The following is a 24,502-nucleotide window of genomic DNA, read 5'->3' as shown; positions in this document are numbered from 1 at the left end:
AGGGTTGGGTAGAGACCGGCACGGACGCCGCCGCGAGGGCACCCCGGACCCCGCGAAGCTGGTCTGGACCAGTTGCGGCTACTCTGTGTGACACAGCCCAGAAGGCTGAGGTCAGACCCCCTCCGGCGACCACGGCGGGGACCGGTAACACAGCACCACAGGAGCAACACGTGAAGAACGCTGCGAGCGTGACGGACACACCCGCCACACAGGACGCCCGCAACGGGGGAAGAGCAGAACGCCGAAGCAGTGACGCCGGCGGCACGGTGGCGACGGTGACCTTCATCGCACTACTCGCCATCGCCCTGGGAGTGCTCGGCTACATGGTGGCCATCCGCTGAACCGGACCGGGCCGAGGCCCGGCGAGCACCACGGCGGCGCGGATCCCGACAGGGATCCGCGCCGCCGTCGTCGTCCCTGGCACGAACCACCCCAAAGGTGGAACAACGACAGTCATTGCTCGAAGTCACCCTCCGTGATACACAGAGTAACCATGCATCCACTCGTACCGATCCGAACCGCGCCACCGCAGGTCAGGGGGGCCGGCTCGGTCATACGTGCGGAGATCGGGTAAAGAGACCCTCCAAGTCGGCTTACGCGGGCGGTTTCATCAGCGAAGATAGAACCCTGAGCCTGTGCCGAGCGGCGTAGGCGGCCAACAACCCAACTGGGGCGGTGAGTTACATGATCCTGGCAGCCGAAAAGGGCGATATCACCACCATCATCGGCGGAATCGCCCCGAACTGGGGGCCGTTCGGGAGCCTGGGCAACGAGGCTCGAGTGATGATCGAGGTCGTGATGGCCATTGCCATCCTGCTCTGCCTCGGCATCGCGATCTGGGGAGCGGCCAAACAACGCATCGGCGCGACGGCACTGCGCGACACGTTCAGCGCCGAACAGGGAAAGGGCCTGATCGTCGCCGGTCTGACCGGCGTCTTCATCATCGGGTCACTGGGGACCTTGTTCACCATCGTCTACGGGATGGCTGTCTAGCACCCCGTCAGTCCTCTCCGGGCACGCCCGGGCCCACCGTTCGAGGTTGCGTCTCCCTGATGTCGAGTCACCACACCGCGCCGACGCGGCAAGCAGTTCGTCCACCACTGGTTGAGGGGGCCTGGGCCAGATGAGCCTCGGCGACGATCACGGCTACGGCGGCGAGCCGGGCCGTACGAGCGACGGCTTCGGCGGCTCGGGCCAGACCCGTACCCGCCTCCCGGGCAGCACCGACACGGACATCTACGGCGGCGCACGGCGCACAGGGCGCAGCAGCTCCCGGTCGCTCATCACGGTGGTCGGTGTGGTGGTGCTGCTGATCGCGGCGATCGCCTTCGCCAACCAGGGCGGCGGCGCGGACACCCCGCCGGAGGCCGGCGACAACGCCCCCAAGGCCCGGTCGACGGCCCCGTCGGGCGTCCGCCCGGTGAAGGGCAACGCGGGCGGCATCCCGACGGGGTACGCACAGGACGAGCAGGGGGCGCAGAGCGCGGCGGCGAATTACGCGGTGGCGCTCGGGTCCGACGGCATGTTCGCCAAGGCTCGTCGCGACGAGATCGTGAACACGGTGTACGCGCGGGACGTCGCGGAAGCGCGGCGCGGTGATCTCGACAGTGTCTACTCCAGCAAAGAGTTCCTTACCGGTATCGGCCTGGAGCCGGACGGCACGGCGCCCGCCGGAATGACCTTCATCACCCGCTTCAACCCGGTTGGAACCAAGGTGGAGAGTTTCACCCCCACCCGGGCGAGCGTCTCGGTCTGGTATTCGGCCCTCTTCGGGCTCGCGGGCGAAGGCTCGCAGAACCCGGTCACCGAGAGCTGGTACACGAACACCTTCGACTTGAGATGGGTCGACGGTGACTGGAAGGTCGCCGACTTCACACAGAAGGACGGTCCCGTGCCAGTCGGCCGGGATCAAACGGCTTCGGGTGCGCAGGAGATGGCGGACGCCGTGCAGCAGTTCGGAGGGTTCACGTATGCCCGCTAAGCGCCGTGTCCTCTCGTTCGCCTCTGCGTTCGCCGCCGTGCAGTCAGGTGCCGTGGTGCTCGCGACGCGCGCGTTCGCCGACCCGACCCCGGCACCGAGCAACGACCCCTGCGACCTCATCCGCGGCCCCGCCCGTGACTACTGCGAGGACGGCGAAGCCCCCGCCACCCCCGGTCGGTCGTCCGTCGACGACCCCACCGCCGCGCTCGATCCGCTGTCGTCGCTCGCCCGCGGCTGCGCCGACGCCGCGTCGTGGACGATCGGGAAGCTGTCGCAGGCCGTCGAGTCGACGGCCACCGTCGACTTCACGAACCTGACCTTCCTCGCCCACTACGCCATCGTCTTCGCCGCCGCCACGATCCTCACGCTGCTCCTGTGGCTGCTGGCCGTCGCCAAGCGGGCCGTCCGGGGTGTGCCGTTCATGACGGCCGTCTCCGAGGCGATCGGGTTCCTGTGGCTGACGGTCCTCGCATCCGCGTTCACGCCGCTGATCCTCTACACACTCGTCTCGGTCACCGACGGCGTCACCGAGGTCATCTCCGGCAGTACGTCCGGACAGACGGAGATGTTCTTCGGGAACTTCTCCAAGGCCCTCGCGAAGGGCGACGACATCGGCGGCGGGCCGATCATGCTGATCGTCGTCTCGCTCGTCACGATCCTCGCCGCCGGGGTGCTCTACCTGGAGCTGTTCATCCGGGCCGTGCTGCTCTACGTCGGCGCGCTCCTCGGCGTCGTCGTCTACGCGGGCCTCGTCGACAAGAACATGTGGGGCCACGTCCGCCGCTGGGCCGGGATCATGATCGCGATCATCCTGGTGAAGCCGGTGATCGTGATCGTGCTGGGCCTCGCCGGCGCGCTCTCCGCCGACGACGGGCCGGACTCGTTCTCCGCCGTCGTGTCCGGGCTGGCGATCATCCTGCTGGCCATCTTCGCCTCCGCGATGATCTACCGCTTCGTGCCCGGTTTCGGCGACGAGATCGCCGCCTCCCGCAACAACCGCATCCAGAACGGCGCCGAGGGCAAGGCGGCTGCCGTCATCAGCTCCCCGGCCGCCCTCGTCTCCCAGGGCATCAAGACCCACAGTTCCCGGGGCAACCAGAACACCGGTGGCGACAGCGGCAGCAGCACCCCCGCCCCGCCAACCCCGCCTCCGGCGGCATGGCGGCCCACGGCAGCCGTACTCCCCCGGCCGGCGGTGCCGCGCCCGCGCCCCGTAACAGCCCGACCGGCGGTACCCCGCACAGCAATCGCAACAGCACAGGAGGTGGCCGGCGTTGACGACCCAGTCCCAACCGATCACGCCACGCCGCACGTACCTCATCGGCCGTGCCCGGCCGAACGCGGTCATCGGCAAGAACCGCGAGACCGGCGAGATCGCGCTGATCATCGCCGGCGCGTTCCTCGGCATGATGAGCGGGCTGCTGGTCCCGGTCCTGTCCCTGCGCATCGTCCTGCTGATGGGCTTCCCGATGCTGGCGCTCGCCGCCGTCTACGTGCCCTACAAGCAGCGCACCTTCTACAAATGGTTCGAAATCAACCGAACCTACAAGCGCTCCCTGCGCAGCGGCGGCACCCTCTACCGGTCCGGTGCCGTCGAGGCCGGCACCCGGCTCGACGGACGCGAGGTCGAGGTGGGCCCGCCGCCCGGCATCGGGCGGATCAACTGGCTGGCCGCACCGTTCGGCCCCGACGAGATCGCCGTGCTGCTGCACGCCGACCACCGCACGGTCACGGCCGCGATCGAGATCGAGGGCCCGGGTGTCGGGCTGCGGGACAGCGAGGACCAGGAGGCCCTCGTCGACCGTTTCGGCACGCTGCTGAAGCATGTCGCCAACGGCGACGGCTTCGTGACCCGGCTTCAGATGCTCGCCCGTACGCTCCCGGCCGACCCGGACGCGCACGCAAAGGACGTCGCCCAGCGCGGCAACGCGGCAGCCCCCGGCTGGCTCCAGCAGTCGTACGAGCAGCTCCAGTCGATGGTGTCGACGTCCAGTGAGCAGCACCGCGCCTATCTGGTGGCGTGCATGCACTACTCCCGCGACCTGGCCGCGGAGGCACACGCCATGGCCCGCGCCGTCCGCCACGCCTCCGGTGCCAAGCGGCTCGACAAGGACGCCGGCCTGGCCGTCGTCATGGCGCGTGAACTCACCGACATCTGCGCCCGGCTCGCCGAGGCCGACATCCGCGTACGGCAGCCTTTGGGCCAGTCCCGCCTCGCGTCGCTCGTGCACTCCATGTACGACCCGGACCACCCCATCGACCACATCCAGGCGATGACGAAACGGAACGCCTGGCCGGCCGAACTGGACGCCGTCGAACCCACCTACCTCCAGGCGAAGACCCGCGAGTCGTCGACCCGCGCCCCGTGGTGCCACTCCACCGCGTGGGTGAAGGAATGGCCGATGACCCCTGTCGGAGTCAACTTCCTTGCCCCGCTGCTCGTCCACACTCCCGACGTGATCCGTACGGTCGCGGTCACCATGGACCTGGAGCCCACCGAGGTCGCCATCGAGCGGATGCTCACCGAGAAGACCAACGACGAGGCGGACGCCAGCCGCGCCGCCAAGATGAACCGGACCGTCGACCCGCGCGACATCGCCGCGCACGGCCGGCTCGACCAGCGGGGTGAAGATCTCGCGAGCGGTGCGGCGGGGGTCAACCTCGTCGGGTACATCACTGTGTCGTCGCGTTCGCCCGAAGCCCTGGCCAGGGACAAGCGCACGATCCGGGCCTCCGCCGGCAAGTCGTACCTCAAGCTGGAGTGGTGCGACCGCGAGCATCACAGGGCCTTTGTGAACACCCTGCCGTTCGCGACCGGCATCCGACGCTGACCGAGAGGGCAGTCCGCCATGCGAGATCCGCTGTCCGTCCTCACGGATGCCTTCACCTCCTTCCTCTTCGGGAAGGTGGAGACCACCCGTCTGCCCGTCCGTACGTCGACGGGCCAGGCACAGGCCGTCTACCTGCCCACCGCCGCGCCCGGCCTCGGCGACTCGGGTGTGATCATCGGCCGCGAGGTCTACAGCGGCAAGGGCTACATCTACGACCCGTTCCAGCTGTACGGGCAGCAGCTGCCCGCCCCGCACTGGCTGGTGCTGGGCGAGTCCGGCAACGGCAAGTCGGCGCTCGAGAAGACGTACGTCCTGCGGCAGCTGCGCTTCCGCGACCGGCAGGTCGTCGTGCTCGACGCGCAGGGCGAGGACGGCGTCGGCGAGTGGAACCTCATCGCGCAGGAGCTGGGGATAACCCCCATCCGGCTCGACCCGATGACGGCGCTCGACGGCGGCATCCGCCTCAATCCGCTCGACCCGTCGATCACCACGACCGGCCAGCTGGCGCTGCTGCGCACCATCATCGAGGTCGCGATGGGGCACGGCCTCGACGAGCGGGCCGGCTTCGCTCTCAAGGTCGCCCACGCGTACGTCAACGCCAGCATCACCGACCGGCAGCCGGTCCTCACCGACATCGTGGAGCAGCTGCGGCACCCGAAGCCGGAGTCCGCCGAGGCGATGAACGTCGACATAGACGACGTACGCGCCTGGGGCCTCGACGTGGCGCTGGTCCTGGACCGGCTCGTCGACGGCGACCTGCGCGGCATGTTCGACGGGCCGACCACCGTCGGCATCGACCTCGACGCGCCGTTGATCGTCTTCGACCTGTCGCACATCGACCGCAACTCCATCGCCATGCCCATCCTGATGGCTATCGTCGGTGTGTGGCTGGAGCACACCTGGATCCGGCCCGACCGCAAGAAGCGCATCTTCCTGGTGGAGGAGGCGTGGCACATCATCAACAGCCCTTTCGTCGCGCAGCTCTTCCAGCGGCTACTGAAGTTCGGACGCCGGCTCGGTCTGTCGTTCGTCGCGGTGGTCCACCATCTGAGCGACGTCGTGGACGGGGCCGCGGCCAAGGAGGCCGCCGCGATCCTCAAGATGGCGTCCACCCGGACGATCTACGCCCAGAAGGCCGACGAGGCACGGGCCACCGGGCGGGTGCTCGGCCTGCCGCGGTGGGCCGTCGAGATCATCCCGACACTGACGCCGGGCATCGCCGTGTGGGACGTCAACGGCAACGTCCAGGTCGTCAAACACCTCGTGACAGAGGCCGAGAGGCCGCTCGTCTTCACCGACCGGGCCATGACGGAGTCCTCGGTGCCTTCCGTGCCGGAGCATGTCCAGGCCGCGGAGTGGGAGGCGGAGCAGCGCGCGCAGCTCATCGAACAGCAACAGTTGGACGAGTCGTCAGAGTCGACGGTGGCGTGAGATGTACGAGGGGCGTCAGGGACAGGGTGGCGGCCGGTCCGGGGAACGCCAAGGGGGCATCCCCGACGGCCTGCTGGTCGGGCTGCTGGCCTTCCTCCTCGGCCTGACGCTGCTCGTCTGGTCGGCCACGGGACTCGCCGGCCTGTTCGCCCACGGCGCCTGGCCGACCGGTGTCACCTTCGGCAACACGCCCGTGGCCGTACGGGAACTGGCGGCCGCCCCGCACGACCTGGCCGGTGCCTGGCCCGCCACCCCTCCGGCGCAGCTCTCGGGCTACGGACTGTTCTGGGGCCTGCTCATCGGCCAGTTGATGGTGCTGATCGTGCTCACGGTGTTCACGCTGGGCACGGTGGCCCGCTGGCGCGCCGTCCGGGCGGCGGCACACGAGGAGCGCGGCCGGCTGCGGGAGCAGCAGCCCCCGCGAGAACAGCGCCCGCGCCACGAGGCCCCCGTACACGCACAGGTCGCTTCGGAAGCCGCACCCGTGCCCGCTGCCGCTCCCGCCGCGGACACGCCCGTGGAAGCGGCCGTGGCGACCCCGCTCCCCACCGTCCCGGCCCCGCGCACCCGTACACCCCGCGTGCTGTACGGCGACCGCACCGTACGCCGCCCCGCCGCCGTCCAGGGCCTCCTCGACGCCGAGGGCCCCGCGCTCGTCGTCACCTCCGACCCCACGGTATGGGCCGACACCAAGGACGCACGGGCCAAGCTCGGACCCGTACTGGTCTACGACCCCGGGCACCTGTGCGACACCCCCGCCCGGCTTCACTGGTCCCCCACGGCCCACTGCGAGGACGACAGGACGGCGGCGGCCCGCGCGTCCGCCGTGCTGGCGCCGGTACGCCCCCGGGCGCTCATCGACGCCACCATGGCGGACACGGCGGAGACGCTCCTGCGCTGCTGGCTCCACGCCGCCGCCGTCGACGGCCGCCCGTTCCGCCAGGTCCACCGCTGGGCCCAGGGCACAGGCGTCCACGAGCCGGTACGCATCCTCCGCACCCACCCCAAGGCCACGGCGGGGCTCGCCGGGCTCCTCGAATCGGCGCTCACCGCCCACCCGGAACGGCGCGAAGTGGCCCGGCAGTTGGCCGTCCGTGCTCTGTCCGCGCTGTCCTCCGTCCACATCCGTGAGGCGTGCACACCGAATCGAACGGATTCGCTCGCCCTGGAATCATTCGTGAACGAAGCGGGCACGCTCTATGTGGTGGGTGAACCGATCGAGGATCCTCGCACCCATCCTGGCGCGATGCCCCTGTTGACGGCACTCGCCGCAGACGTGGTCGAGCACGGCCGCCGCATGGCCGCACGGTCATCCGACGGTCGGCTCGACCCACCAATGACGCTCGTGCTCGACGACGTCGCGGCCGTCGCCCCGCTCCCGCGCCTCCCCGAGCTGCTGGCCATGGGACAGGATCTGGGCCTGCCGACACTCGCCCTGCTCCGCTCCCCCGAACAGGCCCGCGCCCGCTGGCAGGACGCGCTCCCCGCGCACTGAGCGTCCGCCCTCAGCTATCGCCGGATCTCGTACTCGCGGGCCGGCGGGTCCTCCGGCACGGGCGCGGAGTCGTCGCTCGGCACGAACCCGACCTTGCGGTACAGGGCCGCGGCCCGCTCGTTGTCCTCGTGGAACAGCAGCCGTACCCGGTCCACCCGCGGCGAGTCCAGCGCCCACGACCAGTCCAGCGCCGCACGGAACAACTCCGCCGCCAGCCCGCTGCCGCGCGCCTCCGTCCGTACGAACACCCCCACGACATGGGTCTGGTCGACCGGAGCCGGCTTGCCGATACGCGCGTTGCCCTTGGACTCGACCAGCACGGACACCGTGCCGTCCCACCGGCCGTCCGGTGCCTCGGCCACGAACTGGACGACGTCCACCCCGGCGGCGGCCGACGAAGTGCGCTCCTGCCAGAAGGAGTCGGGCTGGCCGAGGGCCTGCTCGTACGACTCGTAGAAGGCTATCGGGGCAAGGGGGTCCTGAAGGGCGGCCAGCCGCAGGTCGCGGGCCTGCGCCCACTCCTCGGCGCGCACGCGCCGGATGACGTGTTCCATCACCCGATACTGGCCCTGACTGCGTCCCTGAGCAACGCCGTTTCCCCGTCGTACCCCGGTACTACGCCGCTCCCCGGACTCCCGCCCGCGGTCGGACGACCGGCCGCCTCCCGCTCCATAGCGTCGGGGACATGACCAGTCCACACGGCATCGAAGCCGTCGAACTCACCAAACGGTACGGCGACAGGACCGTCGTCCGGGACCTCACCTTCAGCGTCAGGCCGGGCTCCGTCACCGGCTTCCTCGGACCGAACGGCGCCGGCAAGTCCACCACCATGCGCCTCCTGCTCGGCCTCGACGCCCCCACCCGCGGGCACTCCACCGTCGGCGGCCGCCCCTACGCGGCCCACCCGGCGCCCCTCACCGAGGTCGGAGCCCTGCTGGAGGCCCGCTCGATCCACCCCGGGCGCACCGCCAGGAACCACCTTCTCGCCCTCGCCCACACGCACGGCATCCCGCCCTCCCGCGTCGAAGAGGTCATCGGCATGACCGGCCTGACCGATGTCGCCGGGCGGCGGGTCAAGGGCTTCAGTCTCGGCATGGGCCAGCGCCTCGGGATCGCCGCCGCCCTCCTCGGCGACCCGGCCACCCTGATCCTCGACGAACCCGTCAACGGACTCGACCCCGACGGCGTCCTCTGGATCAGGACGCTCCTGAAGTCCCTCGCCGCGGAGGGCCGCACGGTCCTCGTCTCGTCGCACCTCATGAGCGAGATGGCCCTCACCGCCGACCACCTCGTCATCATCGGCCGCGGCAGGCTGCTCGCCGACACGACGGTGGAAGCGTTCGTGCGGGACGCCGGCGCGTCCGCCGTGAAGGTGGTCTCACCGGAAGCGGCTTCCCTCGCGGGAGTCCTCGGCGGGCCGGGAGTCGCCGTGGACCGGGCAGGCCCCGAGGAGCTGCTCGTGCGCGGCGCGGACAGCAGGAGCGTCGGCCGTACCGCCGCCGCACACGGCATCCCCCTCTTCGAACTCACCCCGGTCACCGCCTCACTGGAACAAGCCTTCATGGACCTCACGCACGAGGCGGTCGAGTACCAGGCCGTCCCGCTCGAAGGAGCAGCAGCATGAGCACGTACGAGCTGACCCCGACCCGTGTGCTGCGCTCCGAGTGGCACAAGCTGTGGACACTGCGCTCGACCTGGATCACTCTGATGTCTGCCGGGCTGCTGACGTTCGGCATCGGCCTCCTCATGGGCGCCACCTACGAAACGGGTGGCGGCGACGGCGACGTGGACGTCGTCGTCCTCACCCTCATCGGCGTCCAGTTCGCGCAGATCGCGTTCGCCGTCCTCGGCATCCTCGTGACCGCGGGCGAGTACTCGACCGGCATGATCCGCGCCTCGATGACCACGGTGCCCCGCAGACTCCCGGTGCTGTGGTCCAAGGCGGCCGTCTTCGGGGGCGTCACCTTCACCGTCACGCTCGTCACCGCGTTCGTCACCTTTCCGGCCGCGCAGCTGTTCTTCGCCGGCACGGACCAGGAGGCGTCGCTCGGCGACCCGGGAGTCGTGCGCGCCCTCGTGGGCAGCTCGGCCGGGCTCACCTTGCTGGGACTGATCGCCCTCGGACTGGGAGCGCTCGTGCGGTCGGTGCCCGGAGCGATCGGCGCGTTCATCGGCGGCGTGATGGTCCTGCCCGAGGTGATCGCCATGCTCCCGTACGACGTCGTGGCCGATGCCGTGGAGTACTTCCCGACGAAGGCACTGGAGTCCCTCCTGTCGGCGCAGGCCGTCCCGGGAGCGGCCTCACCGGGCGGCGCACTGCTGGCGCTGACCCTGTGGGCGGTGGCGACCCTGGCCGCGGCCGCTGTCCTGCTCAAGCGCCGGGACGTCTGAGGCCGGTCCGGCCCGTGTACGAGGATGTGAGCATGCGCATGGCACAGCAGAAGCGCCCCCCGCGGTCCGGCCCCGCTCCACAGGGCTGGTCGACCGGAGCCCAGCCGCTCACCCGCCGGCTCCAGCGCCTCACAGAACGCCTGCGCGCCTTCGACCGCCGCCGCCCGCTGGTCTGGGACCTCCACATCACCGGGGTGTTCGTGTTCGCCGCACTGGTGGACGCGGCGGGCGGCTGGCGCAACGTCGCCTTCAACGACGAGGTGCCGTCCTGGCTGGTCCTCGCCATGAGCCTGGGCTTCTCCGTACCGCTGCTGTGGCGGCGCGGCCATCCCCTCGCCGTGCTCCTGGTGATGCTGCCGTTCTCCTTGGCCAACGCGGCGTGCGGCGCGCACCTCCAGGCGTCGTTCCTCCAGATGATCGCCGTCTACAACATCGCGCTGCGACTGCCGCTGCGCACACTGCTGTGGTCGTTCGGCGCCGTGCTCGTCCCGCTGGCGGTCGGTGCCACGGCCTATCCGGTGGGAAGTTGGGACCAGCAGTTCGTGCCGATGCTCTACAGCTTCGCGCTCGTGGCCCTGTTGGGACTCGCGGTCCGTTCCCGGCAGGAGTACACGGCTTCGCTGGTCGAGCGGGCCAGGCAGCTCGAGGTGGAGCGCGACCAGCAGGCGCGGCTCGCGGCAGCCGCGGAACGTACGCGTATCGCCCGGGAGATGCACGACATCATCGGCCACAACCTGTCGGTCATCACCGGCCTCGCGGACGGTGGCGCCTACGCCGCCGCCGGCGCCCCGGAGCGCGCGGCACAGGCCCTCGAGGCCATCGGCACCACCAGCCGCCAGGCCCTCACGGAGCTGCGGCGACTGCTGGACGTCCTCCGCGAGGACACGGAGGCGCCGCCCGCGGCGGACCTCGCCCCACAGCCGGCCCTGACCGATCTTGGACGGCTGGTCGACGGCGTGCGGGGAGCGGGCCTGCCGGTGGATCTCACGGTCGAGGGCGCCCCGGGCCCGCTGCCCGCGGGGCGCCAGCTGACGGTCTACCGGGTCGTACAGGAAGCCCTCACCAACTCCCTGAAGCACGGCGGCCGGAAGGCTACGGCCTGTGTCGCAGTGCGGTACGCGGCGGACGGCGTCTCCGTCACGGTCACGGACACCGGGACCGGCGGGGACGCCGCGTCCACGGGCACCGGACGTGGGCTGGCCGGTATGCGGGAGCGAACCGCCATGTACGACGGCACACTTGAGGCCGGTCCGCTGCACCGGCCCCCGGGGGGCTGGCGCGTACGTCTCCACCTTCCGAAGGAACCCGATCAGTGACGACAGTGCTCATCGTCGACGACCAGCCCATGCAGCGTTTCGGCTTCCGGATGCTGCTGGAGAGCCAGGACGACATGACGGTGGCGGGCGAGGCCGGGAACGGTGCCGAGGCAGTGCGACAGGCCGCCGAACTCCACCCCGACGTCGTCCTGATGGACATCCGTATGCCGGGTCTCGACGGGATCGAGGCGACGCGGCGCATCGTCGCCTCGGGCGCCCGCACCCGTGTCCTCATCGTCACGACGTTCGACCTGGACGAGTACGCCTACAAGGGCCTGCGGGCCGGCGCGAGCGGCTTCCTCATCAAGGACGCGATGCCGGAGGAGCTCCTCTCCGGCATCCGCGCGGTGGCCGCCGGAGACGCGGTGGTGGCTCCGAGCCTCACACGCCGGCTCCTGGACACGTACGTGCAGCACCTGCCGGAGACCGCGGCCGTGGGAACCGGCGAGCCGGTGCCGGACGAGCGCCTGGCACGGCTGACGGATCGGGAGCGCGAGATTCTGACGGTGATCGGCCAGGGCTGGACGAACATGGAGATCTCGAGCCGGTTCCACCTGGCCGAGTCCACGGTGAAGACGCATGTCAGCCGCATCCTGGCGAAGACCGGCGCGAGGGACCGCGTCCAGGCGGTCATCCTGGCGTACGACACCAGGCTGGTGAACCCGTCCTGAAGGACGAGGCCGGTGAACCCGCGTGCCCGCATGGGGAATTTGGTCCTGAACGCAGGAAAGCCCCGCACCAGAGGTGCGGGGCTTTCCCACAATGATTGTTCGGCGGCGTCCTACTCTCCCACAGGGTCCCCCCTGCAGTACCATCGGCGCTGAAAGGCTTAGCTTCCGGGTTCGGAATGTAACCGGGCGTTTCCCTAACGCAATGACCACCGAAACACTATGAAGATGTCCGAACTACCAGCCGGCAACCCCACACAGGGGTCGGGCGAGTTCGTTACTTCAGAACTAACACAGTGGACGCGAGCAACTGAGGACAAGCCCTCGGCCTATTAGTACCGGTCAACTCCACCCCTTACAGGGCTTCCATATCCGGCCTATCAACCCAGTCGTCTACTGGGAGCCTTACCCTCTCAAGGAGGTGGGAGTCCTCATCTCGAAGCAGGCTTCCCGCTTAGATGCTTTCAGCGGTTATCCTTTCCGAACGTAGCCAACCAGCCATGCCCTTGGCAGGACAACTGGCACACCAGAGGTTCGTCCGTCCCGGTCCTCTCGTACTAGGGACAGCCCTTCTCAAGACTCCTACGCGCACAGCGGATAGGGACCGAACTGTCTCACGACGTTCTAAACCCAGCTCGCGTACCGCTTTAATGGGCGAACAGCCCAACCCTTGGGACCGACTCCAGCCCCAGGATGCGACGAGCCGACATCGAGGTGCCAAACCATCCCGTCGATATGGACTCTTGGGGAAGATCAGCCTGTTATCCCCGGGGTACCTTTTATCCGTTGAGCGACGGCGCTTCCACAAGCCACCGCCGGATCACTAGTCCCGACTTTCGTCCCTGCTCGACCCGTCGGTCTCACAGTCAAGCTCCCTTGTGCACTTACACTCAACACCTGATTGCCAACCAGGCTGAGGGAACCTTTGGGCGCCTCCGTTACTCTTTGGGAGGCAACCGCCCCAGTTAAACTACCCATCAGACACTGTCCCTGATCCGGATCACGGACCCAGGTTAGACATCCAGCACGACCAGAGTGGTATTTCAACGACGACTCCACCTGAACTGGCGTCCAAGCTTCACAGTCTCCCACCTATCCTACACAAGCCGAACCGAACACCAATATCAAACTGTAGTAAAGGTCCCGGGGTCTTTCCGTCCTGCTGCGCGAAACGAGCATCTTTACTCGTAGTGCAATTTCACCGGGCCTATGGTTGAGACAGTCGAGAAGTCGTTACGCCATTCGTGCAGGTCGGAACTTACCCGACAAGGAATTTCGCTACCTTAGGATGGTTATAGTTACCACCGCCGTTTACTGGCGCTTAAGTTCTCAGCTTCGCCACCCCGAAGAGTGACTAACCGGTCCCCTTAACGTTCCAGCACCGGGCAGGCGTCAGTCCGTATACATCGCCTTACGGCTTCGCACGGACCTGTGTTTTTAGTAAACAGTCGCTTCTCGCTGGTCTCTGCGGCCACCCCCAGCTCACCGAGTAAATCGGATCACCAGTGATGGCCCCCCTTCTCCCGAAGTTACGGGGGCATTTTGCCGAGTTCCTTAACCATAGTTCACCCGAACGCCTCGGTATTCTCTACCTGACCACCTGAGTCGGTTTAGGGTACGGGCCGCCATGAAACTCGCTAGAGGCTTTTCTCGACAGCATAGGATCATCCACTTCACCACAATCGGCTCGGCATCAGGTCTCAGCCTTAACGTGAGGCGGATTTGCCTACCCCACGGCCTACACCCTTACCCCGGGACAACCACCGCCCGGGCTGGACTACCTTCCTGCGTCACCCCATCGCTTACCTACTACAAGTCTGGTTCGTCGGCTCCACCACTCCGACCTCGTCCGAAGACTCAGCCGGCGGCTTCACGGACTTAGCATCGCCTGATTCGATATTGGGCGTTTCAAAGCGGGTACCGGAATATCAACCGGTTGTCCATCGACTACGCCTGTCGGCCTCGCCTTAGGTCCCGACTTACCCTGGGCAGATCAGCTTGACCCAGGAACCCTTAGTCAATCGGCGCACACGTTTCTCACGTGTGTATCGCTACTCATGCCTGCATTCTCACTCGTGAACCGTCCACAACTCGCTTCCGCGGCTGCTTCACCCGGCACACGACGCTCCCCTACCCATCCCAGCGGGCGTTGGCCCTCATGCTGGAATGACACGACTTCGGCGGTACGCTTGAGCCCCGCTACATTGTCGGCGCGGAATCACTTGACCAGTGAGCTATTACGCACTCTTTCAAGGGTGGCTGCTTCTAAGCCAACCTCCTGGTTGTCTCTGCGACTCCACATCCTTTCCCACTTAGCGTACGCTTAGGGGCCTTAGTCGATGCTCTGGGCTGTTTCCCTCTCGACCATGGAGCTTATCCCCCACAGTCTCACTGCCGCGCTCTCACTTACCGGCATTCGGAGTTTGGCTAAGGTCAGTAACCCGGTAGGGCCCATCGCCTATCCAGTGCTCTACCTCCGGCAAGAAACACACGACGCTGCACCTAAATGCATTTCGGGGAGAACCAGCTATCACGGAGTTTGATTGGCCTTTCACCCCTAACCACAGGTCATCCCCCAGGTTTTCAACCCTGGTGGGTTCGGTCCTCCACGAAGTCTTACCTCCGCTTCAACCTGCCCATGGCTAGATCACTCCGCTTCGGGTCTAGAGCGTGCAACTCGATCGCCCTGTTCGGACTCGCTTTCGCTACGGCTTCCCCACACGGGTTAACCTCGCTACACACCGCTAACTCGCAGGCTCATTCTTCAAAAGGCACGCAGTCACGACTGCATGTGCAAGCACATACAGCGACGCTCCCACGGCTTGTAGGCACACGGTTTCAGGTACTATTTCACTCCGCTCCCGCGGTACTTTTCACCATTCCCTCACGGTACTATCCGCTATCGGTCACCAGGGAATATTTAGGCTTAGCGGGTGGTCCCGCCAGATTCACACGGGATTTCTCGGGCCCCGTGCTACTTGGGTGTCTCTCAAACGAGCCGTATGAATTTCAGCTACGGGGGTCTTACCCTCTACGCCGGACCTTTCGCATGTCCTTCGCCTATCCATACGGTTTCTGACTCGTCTCATTGCCGGCAGACAATGAAAGAGAGATCCCACAACCCCCACGACGCAACCCCTGCCGGGTATCACACGTCGTAGGTTTGGCCTCATCCGGTTTCGCTCGCCACTACTCCCGGAATCACGGTTGTTTTCTCTTCCTGAGGGTACTGAGATGTTTCACTTCCCCTCGTTCCCTCCACATGCCCTATGTGTTCAGGCATGGGTGACAGTCCATGACGACTGCCGGGTTTCCCCATTCGGAAACCCCCGGATCAAAGCCTGGTTGACGGCTCCCCGGGGACTATCGTGGCCTCCCACGTCCTTCATCGGTTCCTGGTGCCAAGGCATCCACCGTGCGCCCTTAAAAACTTGGCCACAGATGCTCGCGTCCACTGTGTAGTTCTCAAGCAACGACCAGCCACCCACCACCCCGTCACCTACGCGACGAGTTCACTGGGGCCGGCATCCCGAAGGACGAGCAACGCTCGCACCCTCAGACACCCAACAGTGTGCCCGGACAGTTCCGGATGATGATCACGTTCCACGCCGAAGCAGTACTGGTGAACTCATCCATCAACTGTGCCGAATAATCAACGTTCCACCCATGAGCGACCGTGCGAGTCATTCGCTCGCAGTCGGCCATGTGCTCCTTAGAAAGGAGGTGATCCAGCCGCACCTTCCGGTACGGCTACCTTGTTACGACTTCGTCCCAATCGCCAGTCCCACCTTCGACAGCTCCCTCCCACAAGGGGTTGGGCCACCGGCTTCGGGTGTTACCGACTTTCGTGACGTGACGGGCGGTGTGTACAAGGCCCGGGAACGTATTCACCGCAGCAATGCTGATCTGCGATTACTAGCAACTCCGACTTCATGGGGTCGAGTTGCAGACCCCAATCCGAACTGAGACCGGCTTTTTGAGATTCGCTCCGCCTCACGGCTTCGCAGCTCTTTGTACCGGCCATTGTAGCACGTGTGCAGCCCAAGACATAAGGGGCATGATGACTTGACGTCGTCCCCACCTTCCTCCGAGTTGACCCCGGCAGTCTCCTGTGAGTCCCCATCACCCCGAAGGGCATGCTGGCAACACAGAACAAGGGTTGCGCTCGTTGCGGGACTTAACCCAACATCTCACGACACGAGCTGACGACAGCCATGCACCACCTGTATACCGACCACAAGGGGGGCACCATCTCTGATGCTTTCCGGTATATGTCAAGCCTTGGTAAGGTTCTTCGCGTTGCGTCGAATTAAGCCACATGCTCCGCTGCTTGTGCGGGCCCCCGTCAATTCCTTTGAGTTTTAGCCTTGCGGCCGTACTCCCCAGGCGGGGAACTTAATGCGTTAGCTGCGGCACCGACGACGTGGAATGTCGCCAACACCTAGTTCCCAACGTTTACGGCGTGGACTACCAGGGTATCTAATCCTGTTCGCTCCCCACGCTTTCGCTCCTCAGCGTCAGTAATGGCCCAGAGATCCGCCTTCGCCACCGGTGTTCCTCCTGATATCTGCGCATTTCACCGCTACACCAGGAATTCCGATCTCCCCTACCACACTCTAGCCTGCCCGTATCGAATGCAGACCCGGGGTTAAGCCCCGGGCTTTCACATCCGACGTGACAAGCCGCCTACGAGCTCTTTACGCCCAATAATTCCGGACAACGCTTGCGCCCTACGTATTACCGCGGCTGCTGGCACGTAGTTAGCCGGCGCTTCTTCTGCAGGTACCGTCACTTTCGCTTCTTCCCTGCTGAAAGAGGTTTACAACCCGAAGGCCGTCATCCCTCACGCGGCGTCGCTGCATCAGGCTTTCGCCCATTGTGCAATATTCCCCACTGCTGCCTCCCGTAGGAGTCTGGGCCGTGTCTCAGTCCCAGTGTGGCCGGTCGCCCTCTCAGGCCGGCTACCCGTCGTCGCCTTGGTAGGCCATCACCCCACCAACAAGCTGATAGGCCGCGGGCTCATCCTTCACCGCCGGAGCTTTCAACCGCAGACCATGCGATCCGCAGTGTTATCCGGTATTAGACCCCGTTTCCAGGGCTTGTCCCAGAGTGAAGGGCAGATTGCCCACGTGTTACTCACCCGTTCGCCACTAATCCCCTCCCGAAGGAGGTTCATCGTTCGACTTGCATGTGTTAAGCACGCCGCCAGCGTTCGTCCTGAGCCAGGATCAAACTCTCCATGAATGTTTACCCGTGATCGGGTGCACATCCGAAGAGCGGAACAACCGGTCGGAATAAGACCGGTCGTTCACAGCGTCCTCGCTGTGATTGCCACCCCGCAAGCGGGATGGACTTTTTCAAAGGAACCTCGACCATCCGAAGATGGACGGGGTATCAACATATCTGGCGTTGATTTTTGGCACACTGTTGAGTTCTCAAGGAACGGACGCTTCCTTTGTACTCACCCGCAGAACATTTTCTGGGGCTTTCCTCCGGGCGCTTCCCTTCGGTCTTGCGTTTCCGACTCTATCAGATCTTTCCGATCCGATTTCCTCGGTGTGCTTTCCGGCTTTTCGGCCTTCCGGCGGTTCCGACTCTATCAGACTCTTTCGGGCCTGATTCCCGGTCAGCGGGAGTTGTCTTCACGACTGTTGGGCCGTTCCGACGCTCAAACTCTAGCGGATTTCCCGGGCTGCTCATAATCGAGCTTTCGAAATGAATTTCGGCATGCCGAAATTCTTCCCGGTCAGGAGATCGTGCAGAGTTTGGTTGCCGCGTTCGCGGCGGGATGGCTGTCGCAGAACCGTTCCGGCCCCGTGACAACTCGAAGAACCTTACGGATCGCGGAGGGCCGTGTCAACCCCGCCTCGCGACCCCGCCTAGTCCAGGTCGGTGAGTCGCCCGCCGGCGTCCGGCTGGTCGTGTTCCACCCTGCGCAGCACGCGGATGAGCAGCTCGCCGAGGACCGCCCGCTCGTCACCCGAGAGGTCCTGGAGCAGGTCCTCCTCGAAGTTCGTCGCCATGCGCATCGCCTCCAGCCACTTGGCGCGGCCCTCGTCCGTCAGTTCGACGATCACGCGCACCCGGTTGTTCTCGTCGCGGGCGCGGGTGACCAGGCCTTCGCCGGCCATGCGGTCGATGCGGTGCGTCATCGCGGCGGGGGTGAGCCCGAGACGCTTGGCGAGCTCCCCGGGCCCCATCCGGTAGGGGGAACCCGAGAGCACCAGCGTCTTCAGGACTTCCCACTCGGTGTTGCTGATGCCGAGGTCGGCGACCTGACGTCCGTACGCGACGTTCATCCGGCGGTTGAGCCGGCCGAGGGCGGAGACCACCTTCTCGACCTGGGGGTCGAGGTCGCCGAATTCGCGCTGGTAGGCGGCGATCTGCTCGTCGAGGCTCGGCTCGTGCGGGCCGGACGTCGGAGAGGCCTCGGGGTCTCGGTAGGCATGCGCCGAAGTATGGCACGGCACTCATTGGCATTGAAGTCCTTCGATGTGTACTCTTCAGTGTTGAAGTTTAGCGTTGAAGTCTTCAGAGTTCAGTCCTCCGGACTCGACGGGCTTCCCGACCAGAAGCAGGTGAGTGTGACCAAGGCGAAGGGTGCAGCGATGCGCCGGATCCAGGCGGGGAACGTGCTGAGCGCGTTCGGGCTCGGCTTCACCGTTCCGTACCTCTACGTCTATGTGGCGCAGGTGCGCGAGCTGGGCGCGAGCACGGCGGGTGCCGTGCTGGCGGTCTTCGCGATGGCCGCGCTCGTCGCTCTGCCCTTCACCGGGCGGATCATCGACCGCCGGGGGCCGCTGCCTGTACTGGTGGCCGCCGCCGTGCTCGCCTCCGCGGGAGCCGTCGGCATGGGACTCTCCGACAGCATCCCGACAGTCGTACTGTCGGCCGCGCTGCTCGGCGCCGGTACCGCCGTGATGCAGCCTGCGCTCGCCACGATGATCGTCTGGTGCTCGGAGACGGCGACCCGCACCCGTGCCTTCGCCACACAGTTCTTCCTGCAGAACCTGGGCCTCGGCGTCGGCGGCCTGATCGGCGGACACATCGTCGACGAGAGCCGGCCGTCGAGCTTCACCCTGCTGTTCGGCATCGAGGCGGCCATGTTCCTCGTGCTCGCGGCGATCGCCCTGACCGTGCGGCTCCCCCACTCCCCGACGCTCCACGACTCGCGTCCCTCCGGCACGGAGGCCGGTGCCAGGGGCGGCCTGCGCGCGCTGCTCGGCCACCGGGCCATGGTGCAGTTGCTCGTCCTGGGCTTCGTCCTCTTCTTCGCCTGCTACGGCCAGTTCGAGTCGGGTCTCGCCGCATACGGCACCGAGGCCGCCGGTATCCAGCCCGCGACCCTCGGCACGGCCCTCGCGGCCAACACCGCGGTCATCGTGCTCGCGCAGTTCCTTGTGCTGAGGTTCGTGGAGCGGCGCAGGCGCAGCAGGGTCATCGCCTCGGTCGGGCTCATCTGGGCCGTGGCATGGCTGGCGGCCGGCTACGCGGGCCTCGGACACGGCAGCCAGGCCATGGCGACGGCCGCGTTCATCTCGACGTACGCGCTGTTCGGCCTCGGCGAGGCGATGCTCTCGCCGACCGTGGCGCCGCTGGTCGCGGACCTCGCGCCGGAGGCCATGGTCGGGCAGTACAACTCGGCCTTCGCCCTGGTCAAGCAGCTCGCCCTGGCGGTCGGCCCGGCCGTCGGCGGGCCGATGGGCGCCGCGCTGCACGGCCCGTACATCGTGACCTTCGTACTGTTCTCGCTCTCGGTCACGGTGCTGGCGCTGCGCCTGGGCAAGCGGCTCACCCCGGTGCAGGACCTGCCCTCGCTCGCGGCGAGGACCCGCGTGGTCGCCGTGCACAAGCCCGAGGAAGCGGTCGCCCCCGCCCGCTGAGGCCGGGCGGCTTCAGCGCGGCAGGGCGAACTCGCACCAGACCGCTTTGCCGCCGCCCGGGGTGCGGCGGCTCCCCCAGGACGAGGCGATCGTCGCGATGATGGAGATCCCGCGGCCCGCCTCGTCCTCCGTCTCGGCGCGGCGGCGGCGCGGCAGATGGTCGTCCCCGTCCGTCACCTCGACGATCAGACGGCGGTCGGTGCGGCGGAGTCTCAGCCGCATGGGCGGGGTGCCGTGCTGGAGAGAATTGGCGACCAGTTCACTGACGGCCAGCACACCGAGGTCGTGCAGCTCCGGCGAGAACCGCCACGACGCGAGCACCCCTGACGCGAAGGCCCGGGCACGCGGCGCCGCCTCGATGCCGCCGAGCAGATCCAGGGCGGCGTTGTGGAAGAGCTCGGCGTCCGCCCCCTTCCGCGTCGGGTGCTGGAGCACGAGCACGGCGACGTCGTCGTCGTGCTCCGCGGTGACTCCCAGGGAACGGATCAGCCGGTCGCAGACCACCTGAGGGCTGCCGGTCGCCCCGGACAACGCGCGCTCCAGCGCGGCCACCCCTTCGTCGATGTCCTCGCCACGGCGTTCCACCAGACCGTCCGTGTAGAGGACGGCGGTGGAACCGGGCGGCAGGTCGATGGCGCCGGAGGTGTGCAGCCAGCCGCCGGTGCCGAGCGGCGGCCCGGTCGGTTCCGCCGCCTTGTGGACCGTGCCGTCCTCGTCGCGCACGAGGATCGGCAGATGGCCGGCTGAGGCGTAGACGAGCCGGCCCTCGTTCGGGTCGTGGACGGCGTACACACAGGTGGCGATCTGGCTGGCGTCGATCTCGGAGGCCAGGCCGTCCAGCAGCTGGAGGACCTCGTGCGGCGGAAGGTCGAGGCGGGCGTAGGCGCGGACGGCGGTACGCAGCTGGCCCATGACGGCGGCAGCGCGCACGCCGCGGCCCATCACGTCGCCGATGACCAGCGCCGTGCGTCCCGCGCCGAGCGTGATCACGTCGTACCAGTCGCCGCCGACCGCGGCGTCGATGCCGCCGGGCTGATAGGTGACGGCGAAGCGGAGGTCGTCGGGCTGTTCCAGTTCCTGCGGGAGCAGCGAGCGCTGAAGCGTCACGGCCGTCTCGCGATGGCGGCGCTCGCTGGCCCGCAGCCGCTCCGCCGCCTCCGCGTGGTCGGTGACGTCGGCCGCGAAGACGAGCACGCCCTCGGTCTCCTTGCTGCCGTCCGCACGCTCCGCGGGCAGGCAGGTGATCGTGTACGACCCCTCGCCCCGACGGGCCGACTCCCCGCTGCCCTGGATCCTGCGGGACTTGACCGTGCGCGGCTTGCCGCTGCGCAGCACCTGGTCCATCAGCGGCAGCAGACCCAGCTCCACGAGCTCGGGGCACACGTCGGCGACACTCGCTCCGGCCGGCCGCGGCCCGAAGGCGGCGACATAGGCGTCGTTCACATAGGCGATCCGGTGCTCGGGGCCGTAGACCAGCGCGACCAGGGCGGGCAGGCGGCCGAGCATCTCCGGTACGGAGAAGTCTTCCAGCGCCGGGACGTCGGGCGGGGGCTCGGAGTGACCGTACTCGCCGCGGGCCGCGGGCACGGAGCCCTCGGACCGCTGCGCCGGGGAGAGCCCTCGGTCGGTTCCCCGCGCCGCGGCGCGGCGCTGCGTACCGGGGAGCCTGGCGCTCCAACGCGTGAAGTTCACTGACTTTCTAGCCTCAATGGGATCGTCGCCAAGGGTCACTCTGTGCAGGTGTGAGCCCACCTATGGTCACACGTCAAGTGTGGCCGACCGGACTGACAGTCGTCTTTCCCGAGTTGCCGAACCGCCGTCAGGTCCCGTGGGGACCGTCGGGTGATCCGTCGGCCGACTGCTCCGTGGGCCCTTCCTTCTGGCCGGCGGGCGGCTGCTCCTTCGAGCCGCTCGCCGGTCGTCCGCCTCCCGCCGCGAGTTCGAACTCGGCGCGCGGGTGTTCCAGCGAGCCGAGAGAGACGATCTCACGCTTGAAGAGCCCGGAGAGGGTCCATTCGGCCAACACTCGTGCCTTGCGGTTGAAGGTCGGCACCCGGCTGAGGTGGTAGGCCCGGTGCATCAGCCAGGCCGGATAGCCCTTCAGCTTGCGCCCGTAGACGTGCGCGACGCCCTTGTGCAGGCCGAGGGACGCGACCGATCCCGCGTATTTGTGCGCGTAGTCCTGTGTGGGCGCGCCGCGCAGCGAGGCCACGATGTTCTCCGCGAGCACCTTGGTCTGGCGCACGGCGTGCTGCGCGTTGGGCGCGCACTCGGCCCCGGGCTTGTCGGACGTCAGGTCCGGGACGGCCGCGGCGTCACCGGCGGCCCAGGCGTGGTCGACGCCTTCGACGGAGAGACGGGCGGTGCACTTGAGCCGTCCCCTCCCGTTCAGGGGCAGGTCGGTGGCGGCGAGGACCGGGGCGGGTTTGACGCCGGCCGTCCACACCAGCGTCCGGGTGGGGAAGCGGGAACCGTCGCTCAGGACGGCGACACGGTCCTCGCAGGAGTCGAGGCGCGTCTCCAGGCGTACGTCGATGTTGCGGGCGCGCAGCTCCCGCACGGCGTACCTGCCCATCTGCTCGCCGACCTCGGGAAGGATGCGTCCCTGGGCCTCGACGAGGATCCACTTCAGGTCCTCCGGCTTGATGTTGTGGTAGTAGCGGGAGGTGTAACGGGCCATGTCCTCGAGCTCGGCGAGGGCTTCGACGCCCGCGTAGCCGCCGCCGACGAAGACGTAGGTCAGGGCGGCGTCGCGGATGGCCGGATCCCGGGTCGACGAGGCGATGTCCATCTGTTCGATGACGTGGTTGCGCAGGCCGATCGCCTCCTCGACCGTCTTGAAACCGATGCCGAAGTCGGCGAGGCCGGGTACCGGAAGGGTGCGGGAGATGGACCCGGGCGCGATGACGAGCTCGTCGTAGGTGATCTCGACGGCGCCGGCGCCCTCCTCCTCGGTCGCGAGCGTGCTGACCGTCGCCGTGCGCTTCGCGTGGTCGACGGCCTTGGCCTCGCCGATGACGATCGTGCATCTGCCGAGGACGCGGCGGAGGGGGACCACGACATGGCGGGGGGAGATGGAACCGGCCGCGGCCTCCGGAAGGAACGGCTGATACGTCATATAGGGGTCGGGCGTGACCACGACGATTTCCATCTCGCCACGCGCCAGCTCGGGCTTGAGCTTCCGCTGGAGGCGCAGCGCGGTGTACATCCCGACGTAGCCGCCGCCGACGACGAGAATGCGTTTGCGCGGCGGGGTGTCGGGGGTCGTGCCCCGGGTGTTTGCAGCCTTCACCATCCCATGAGGCAACGACCTCGGGAGTTTGTCCACAGGCCCGGCAAATTGTGTGACCGGAAGGCGGCTTCCGGCGGGCCCGTGCCCAGCTCGGGGCAAAAAGGAAGCCACGCAGGTCAGACATGGCGGGCGGGTCGAGGGCCCGGGGCGTAATAGGGAACCTTCCGGCCCTTGCTCCGATCGGGGGGCGCTCCGTGCGGAAGTACCCCCTTCTGAATTGACTCGGGCTCAACTATGTTCGTACCCGGTCGGGGTGTCGGGTCACGACATGCCCGGCGGACAGCGGGGAGGTCTCCGGGGGGAGACGACATGACCGGGGGAACGCTCATGCATATTCAGGATTCGCATTGGCAGACTGCCGTCGCGCCCGCATCGGCGGCGGACGGCAATGGGAGTGGCCGCGCGGGATCGGGCGGGACCAGCCGCTCCGCACCGCTGCGGGTGGACGCGCAGCGCAATCTCGAGCACGTGTTGCGGGCGGCGCGCGAAGTGTTCGGCGAGCTCGGTTACGGCGCGCCGATGGAGGACGTCGCCCGGCGTGCCAGGGTCGGCGTGGGGACGGTGTACCGCCGTTTTCCCAGCAAGGACGTCCTGGTGCGCCGCATAGCCGAGGAGGAGACATCACGGCTGACCGAGCAGGCACGCACCGCGCTCGGCCAGGAGGAAGAACCGTGGTCGGCGCTCGCGCGTTTCCTGCGCACCTCGGTGGCGTCCGGCGCCGGTCGCCTGCTGCCACCGCAGGTGCTGCGCGTCGGCGTCGACGGTGACGAGCTGACCCTCGTCACCGACACCGAGCCGCTGGACGACACCCGGGTGCCTCAGCAGCGGGCGGCGGCTCAGCCCGGGCTGCGTGTGGTGGCGCCACGGCCGATACCGGCGGAGGAGCAGGACGACAGTGGCGCGGCGGAGCTGCTGGAGGTGGTGGGCCGGCTCGTCGAGCGGGCCCGTGCGGCGGGAGAGCTTCGGGGCGATGTGACCGTGGCGGACGTGCTGCTGGTGATAGCCACCGCAGCGCCCTCGCTGCCCGACGCCGCACAGCAGGAGGCGGCCTCGGCACGCCTGCTGGACATTCTGCTCGAGGGCCTGCGCCCCCGGGCGGTGTGATCGCGCACCTTCCCGCACGTCAACGCGCCGTGTCCGTACGCCCGCCGCAGTGCGCCTCTCACGGGTGATGCGGAGGGACCGGATCCGTGGAAGTTTCCCCGGACGGGTGG

General features: G+C 67.5%; 16 protein-coding genes, 3 rRNA genes and 1 pseudogene. 13 read left to right on the top strand and 7 right to left on the bottom strand.

Annotation, left to right across the window (positions count from 1 at the left end):
- Positions 1 to 170: 170 nt before the first annotated feature.
- From GLX30_RS34380 to GLX30_RS18880, 7 genes and pseudogenes are all read left to right on the top strand, one after another.
- Entirely contained in the window at positions 171 to 341 is a 171-nt protein-coding gene (locus GLX30_RS34380; protein ID WP_167306841.1) for a hypothetical protein, read from the top strand.
- Between the two features lie 343 nt (positions 342 to 684).
- Positions 685 to 993: a hypothetical protein gene (locus GLX30_RS18905; RefSeq protein WP_005315450.1), complete on the top strand. Its 309-nt coding sequence runs from the start codon at positions 685 to 687 to the stop codon at positions 991 to 993.
- Positions 994 to 1,123: 130 nt separating this feature from the next.
- A complete protein-coding gene (locus tag GLX30_RS18900) occupies positions 1,124 to 1,981 on the top strand; it encodes a hypothetical protein (RefSeq protein ID WP_159690262.1) in 858 nt (285 codons plus the stop codon).
- Positions 1,971 to 3,259 (top strand): annotated as a pseudogene (locus tag GLX30_RS35325) (hypothetical protein). Before GLX30_RS18900 ends, GLX30_RS35325 begins: the two are co-directional and overlap by 11 nt.
- Entirely contained in the window at positions 3,256 to 4,812 is a 1,557-nt protein-coding gene (locus GLX30_RS18890; RefSeq protein ID WP_159690256.1) for an SCO6880 family protein, read from the top strand. The pseudogene GLX30_RS35325 and the gene GLX30_RS18890 overlap by 4 nt, the downstream one beginning before the upstream one ends.
- Before the next feature lie 18 nt (positions 4,813 to 4,830).
- Positions 4,831 to 6,243: an ATP-binding protein gene (locus tag GLX30_RS18885; RefSeq protein ID WP_159690253.1), complete on the top strand. Its 1,413-nt coding sequence runs from the start codon at positions 4,831 to 4,833 to the stop codon at positions 6,241 to 6,243.
- 1 nt (position 6,244) lies between these two features.
- Positions 6,245 to 7,738, top strand: coding sequence for a type VI secretion protein (locus GLX30_RS18880; protein WP_159690250.1), 1,494 nt, complete (start codon positions 6,245 to 6,247; stop codon positions 7,736 to 7,738).
- A gap of 14 nt (positions 7,739 to 7,752) precedes the next feature.
- Here GLX30_RS18880 and GLX30_RS18875 read toward each other — a convergent pair whose 3' ends face one another.
- Positions 7,753 to 8,292, bottom strand: coding sequence for a GNAT family N-acetyltransferase (locus GLX30_RS18875; protein ID WP_159690247.1), 540 nt, complete (start codon positions 8,290 to 8,292; stop codon positions 7,753 to 7,755).
- A gap of 131 nt (positions 8,293 to 8,423) precedes the next feature.
- Between GLX30_RS18875 and GLX30_RS18870 the strand changes: the two genes are divergently transcribed.
- Genes GLX30_RS18870 through GLX30_RS18855 form a run of 4 tightly spaced genes read left to right on the top strand, consistent with a single transcriptional unit; the run spans position 8,424 to position 12,116 of the window.
- Positions 8,424 to 9,362 carry an ATP-binding cassette domain-containing protein gene (locus tag GLX30_RS18870; RefSeq protein WP_159690244.1) on the top strand — a complete coding sequence of 313 codons (939 nt, stop codon included), beginning with the start codon at positions 8,424 to 8,426 and terminating at the stop codon, positions 9,360 to 9,362.
- The gene (locus tag GLX30_RS18865; RefSeq protein ID WP_159690241.1) at positions 9,359 to 10,129 is read left to right on the top strand and encodes an ABC transporter permease; all 771 of its coding nucleotides are present in this window, start codon (positions 9,359 to 9,361) and stop codon (positions 10,127 to 10,129) included. Before GLX30_RS18870 ends, GLX30_RS18865 begins: the two co-directional genes overlap by 4 nt.
- 32 nt (positions 10,130 to 10,161) lie before the next feature.
- Entirely contained in the window at positions 10,162 to 11,445 is a 1,284-nt protein-coding gene (locus tag GLX30_RS18860) for a sensor histidine kinase (protein WP_159690238.1), read from the top strand.
- Entirely contained in the window at positions 11,442 to 12,116 is a 675-nt protein-coding gene (locus GLX30_RS18855; RefSeq protein WP_159690236.1) for a response regulator transcription factor, read from the top strand. Before GLX30_RS18860 ends, GLX30_RS18855 begins: the two co-directional genes overlap by 4 nt.
- A 97-nt stretch (positions 12,117 to 12,213) precedes the next feature.
- Here GLX30_RS18855 and rrf read toward each other — a convergent pair.
- The 4 genes from rrf to GLX30_RS18835 form a co-directional block, all read right to left on the bottom strand.
- Positions 12,214 to 12,330 (bottom strand): 5S ribosomal RNA (gene rrf / locus GLX30_RS18850).
- Positions 12,331 to 12,425: 95 nt separating this feature from the next.
- A 23S ribosomal RNA gene (locus GLX30_RS18845) occupies positions 12,426 to 15,550 on the bottom strand.
- 279 nt (positions 15,551 to 15,829) lie between these two features.
- Positions 15,830 to 17,357: ribosomal RNA gene (locus tag GLX30_RS18840) — 16S ribosomal RNA — on the bottom strand.
- Together the 16S, 23S and 5S rRNA genes form the textbook arrangement of a ribosomal RNA operon.
- A 635-nt stretch (positions 17,358 to 17,992) precedes the next feature.
- Entirely contained in the window at positions 17,993 to 18,496 is a 504-nt protein-coding gene (locus GLX30_RS18835; RefSeq protein WP_159695116.1) for a MarR family transcriptional regulator, read from the bottom strand.
- Between the two features lie 225 nt (positions 18,497 to 18,721).
- On the opposite strand from GLX30_RS18835, the gene GLX30_RS18830 reads away from it, so the two are divergent.
- Positions 18,722 to 19,996 carry an MFS transporter gene (locus GLX30_RS18830; RefSeq protein ID WP_159695117.1) on the top strand — a complete coding sequence of 425 codons (1,275 nt, stop codon included), beginning with the start codon at positions 18,722 to 18,724 and terminating at the stop codon, positions 19,994 to 19,996.
- 12 nt (positions 19,997 to 20,008) lie between these two features.
- On the opposite strand, the gene GLX30_RS18825 is transcribed toward GLX30_RS18830, so the two are convergent.
- Both GLX30_RS18825 and GLX30_RS18820 read right to left on the bottom strand, forming a co-directional pair.
- Complete coding sequence (locus tag GLX30_RS18825; protein WP_159690233.1) at positions 20,009 to 21,688, bottom strand: SpoIIE family protein phosphatase; 1,680 nt, start codon at positions 21,686 to 21,688, stop codon at positions 20,009 to 20,011.
- Positions 21,689 to 21,815: 127 nt separating this feature from the next.
- Positions 21,816 to 23,291, bottom strand: coding sequence for an NAD(P)/FAD-dependent oxidoreductase (locus GLX30_RS18820; protein WP_159690230.1), 1,476 nt, complete (start codon positions 23,289 to 23,291; stop codon positions 21,816 to 21,818).
- 324 nt (positions 23,292 to 23,615) lie between these two features.
- On the opposite strand from GLX30_RS18820, the gene GLX30_RS18815 reads away from it, so the two are divergent.
- Complete coding sequence (locus GLX30_RS18815; protein ID WP_159690227.1) at positions 23,616 to 24,392, top strand: helix-turn-helix domain-containing protein; 777 nt, start codon at positions 23,616 to 23,618, stop codon at positions 24,390 to 24,392.
- Positions 24,393 to 24,502 lie beyond the last annotated feature (110 nt).

This window comes from Streptomyces sp. Tu 2975, assembly GCF_009832925.1.
Classification (GTDB): domain Bacteria; phylum Actinomycetota; class Actinomycetes; order Streptomycetales; family Streptomycetaceae; genus Streptomyces.
The sequence above is the reverse complement of the archived record's forward strand: the minus strand, read 5'-3'. Positions and strand labels throughout refer to the sequence as shown.

Coding starts and splice junctions, on each gene's coding strand:
- GLX30_RS18880 (WP_159690250.1), top strand. CDS start 6,245: ATGTACGAGGGGCGTCAGGGACAGGGTGGCGGCCGGTCCGGGGAACGC.
- GLX30_RS18865 (WP_159690241.1), top strand. CDS start 9,359: ATGAGCACGTACGAGCTGACCCCGACCCGTGTGCTGCGCTCCGAGTGG.
- GLX30_RS18900 (WP_159690262.1), top strand. CDS start 1,124: ATGAGCCTCGGCGACGATCACGGCTACGGCGGCGAGCCGGGCCGTACG.
- GLX30_RS18875 (WP_159690247.1), bottom strand. CDS start 8,292: ATGGAACACGTCATCCGGCGCGTGCGCGCCGAGGAGTGGGCGCAGGCC.
- GLX30_RS18815 (WP_159690227.1), top strand. CDS start 23,616: ATGCATATTCAGGATTCGCATTGGCAGACTGCCGTCGCGCCCGCATCG.
- GLX30_RS18905 (WP_005315450.1), top strand. CDS start 685: ATGATCCTGGCAGCCGAAAAGGGCGATATCACCACCATCATCGGCGGA.
- GLX30_RS18870 (WP_159690244.1), top strand. CDS start 8,424: ATGACCAGTCCACACGGCATCGAAGCCGTCGAACTCACCAAACGGTAC.
- GLX30_RS18830 (WP_159695117.1), top strand. CDS start 18,722: ATGCGCCGGATCCAGGCGGGGAACGTGCTGAGCGCGTTCGGGCTCGGC.
- GLX30_RS18820 (WP_159690230.1), bottom strand. CDS start 23,291: ATGGTGAAGGCTGCAAACACCCGGGGCACGACCCCCGACACCCCGCCG.
- GLX30_RS18885 (WP_159690253.1), top strand. CDS start 4,831: ATGCGAGATCCGCTGTCCGTCCTCACGGATGCCTTCACCTCCTTCCTC.
- GLX30_RS18860 (WP_159690238.1), top strand. CDS start 10,162: ATGCGCATGGCACAGCAGAAGCGCCCCCCGCGGTCCGGCCCCGCTCCA.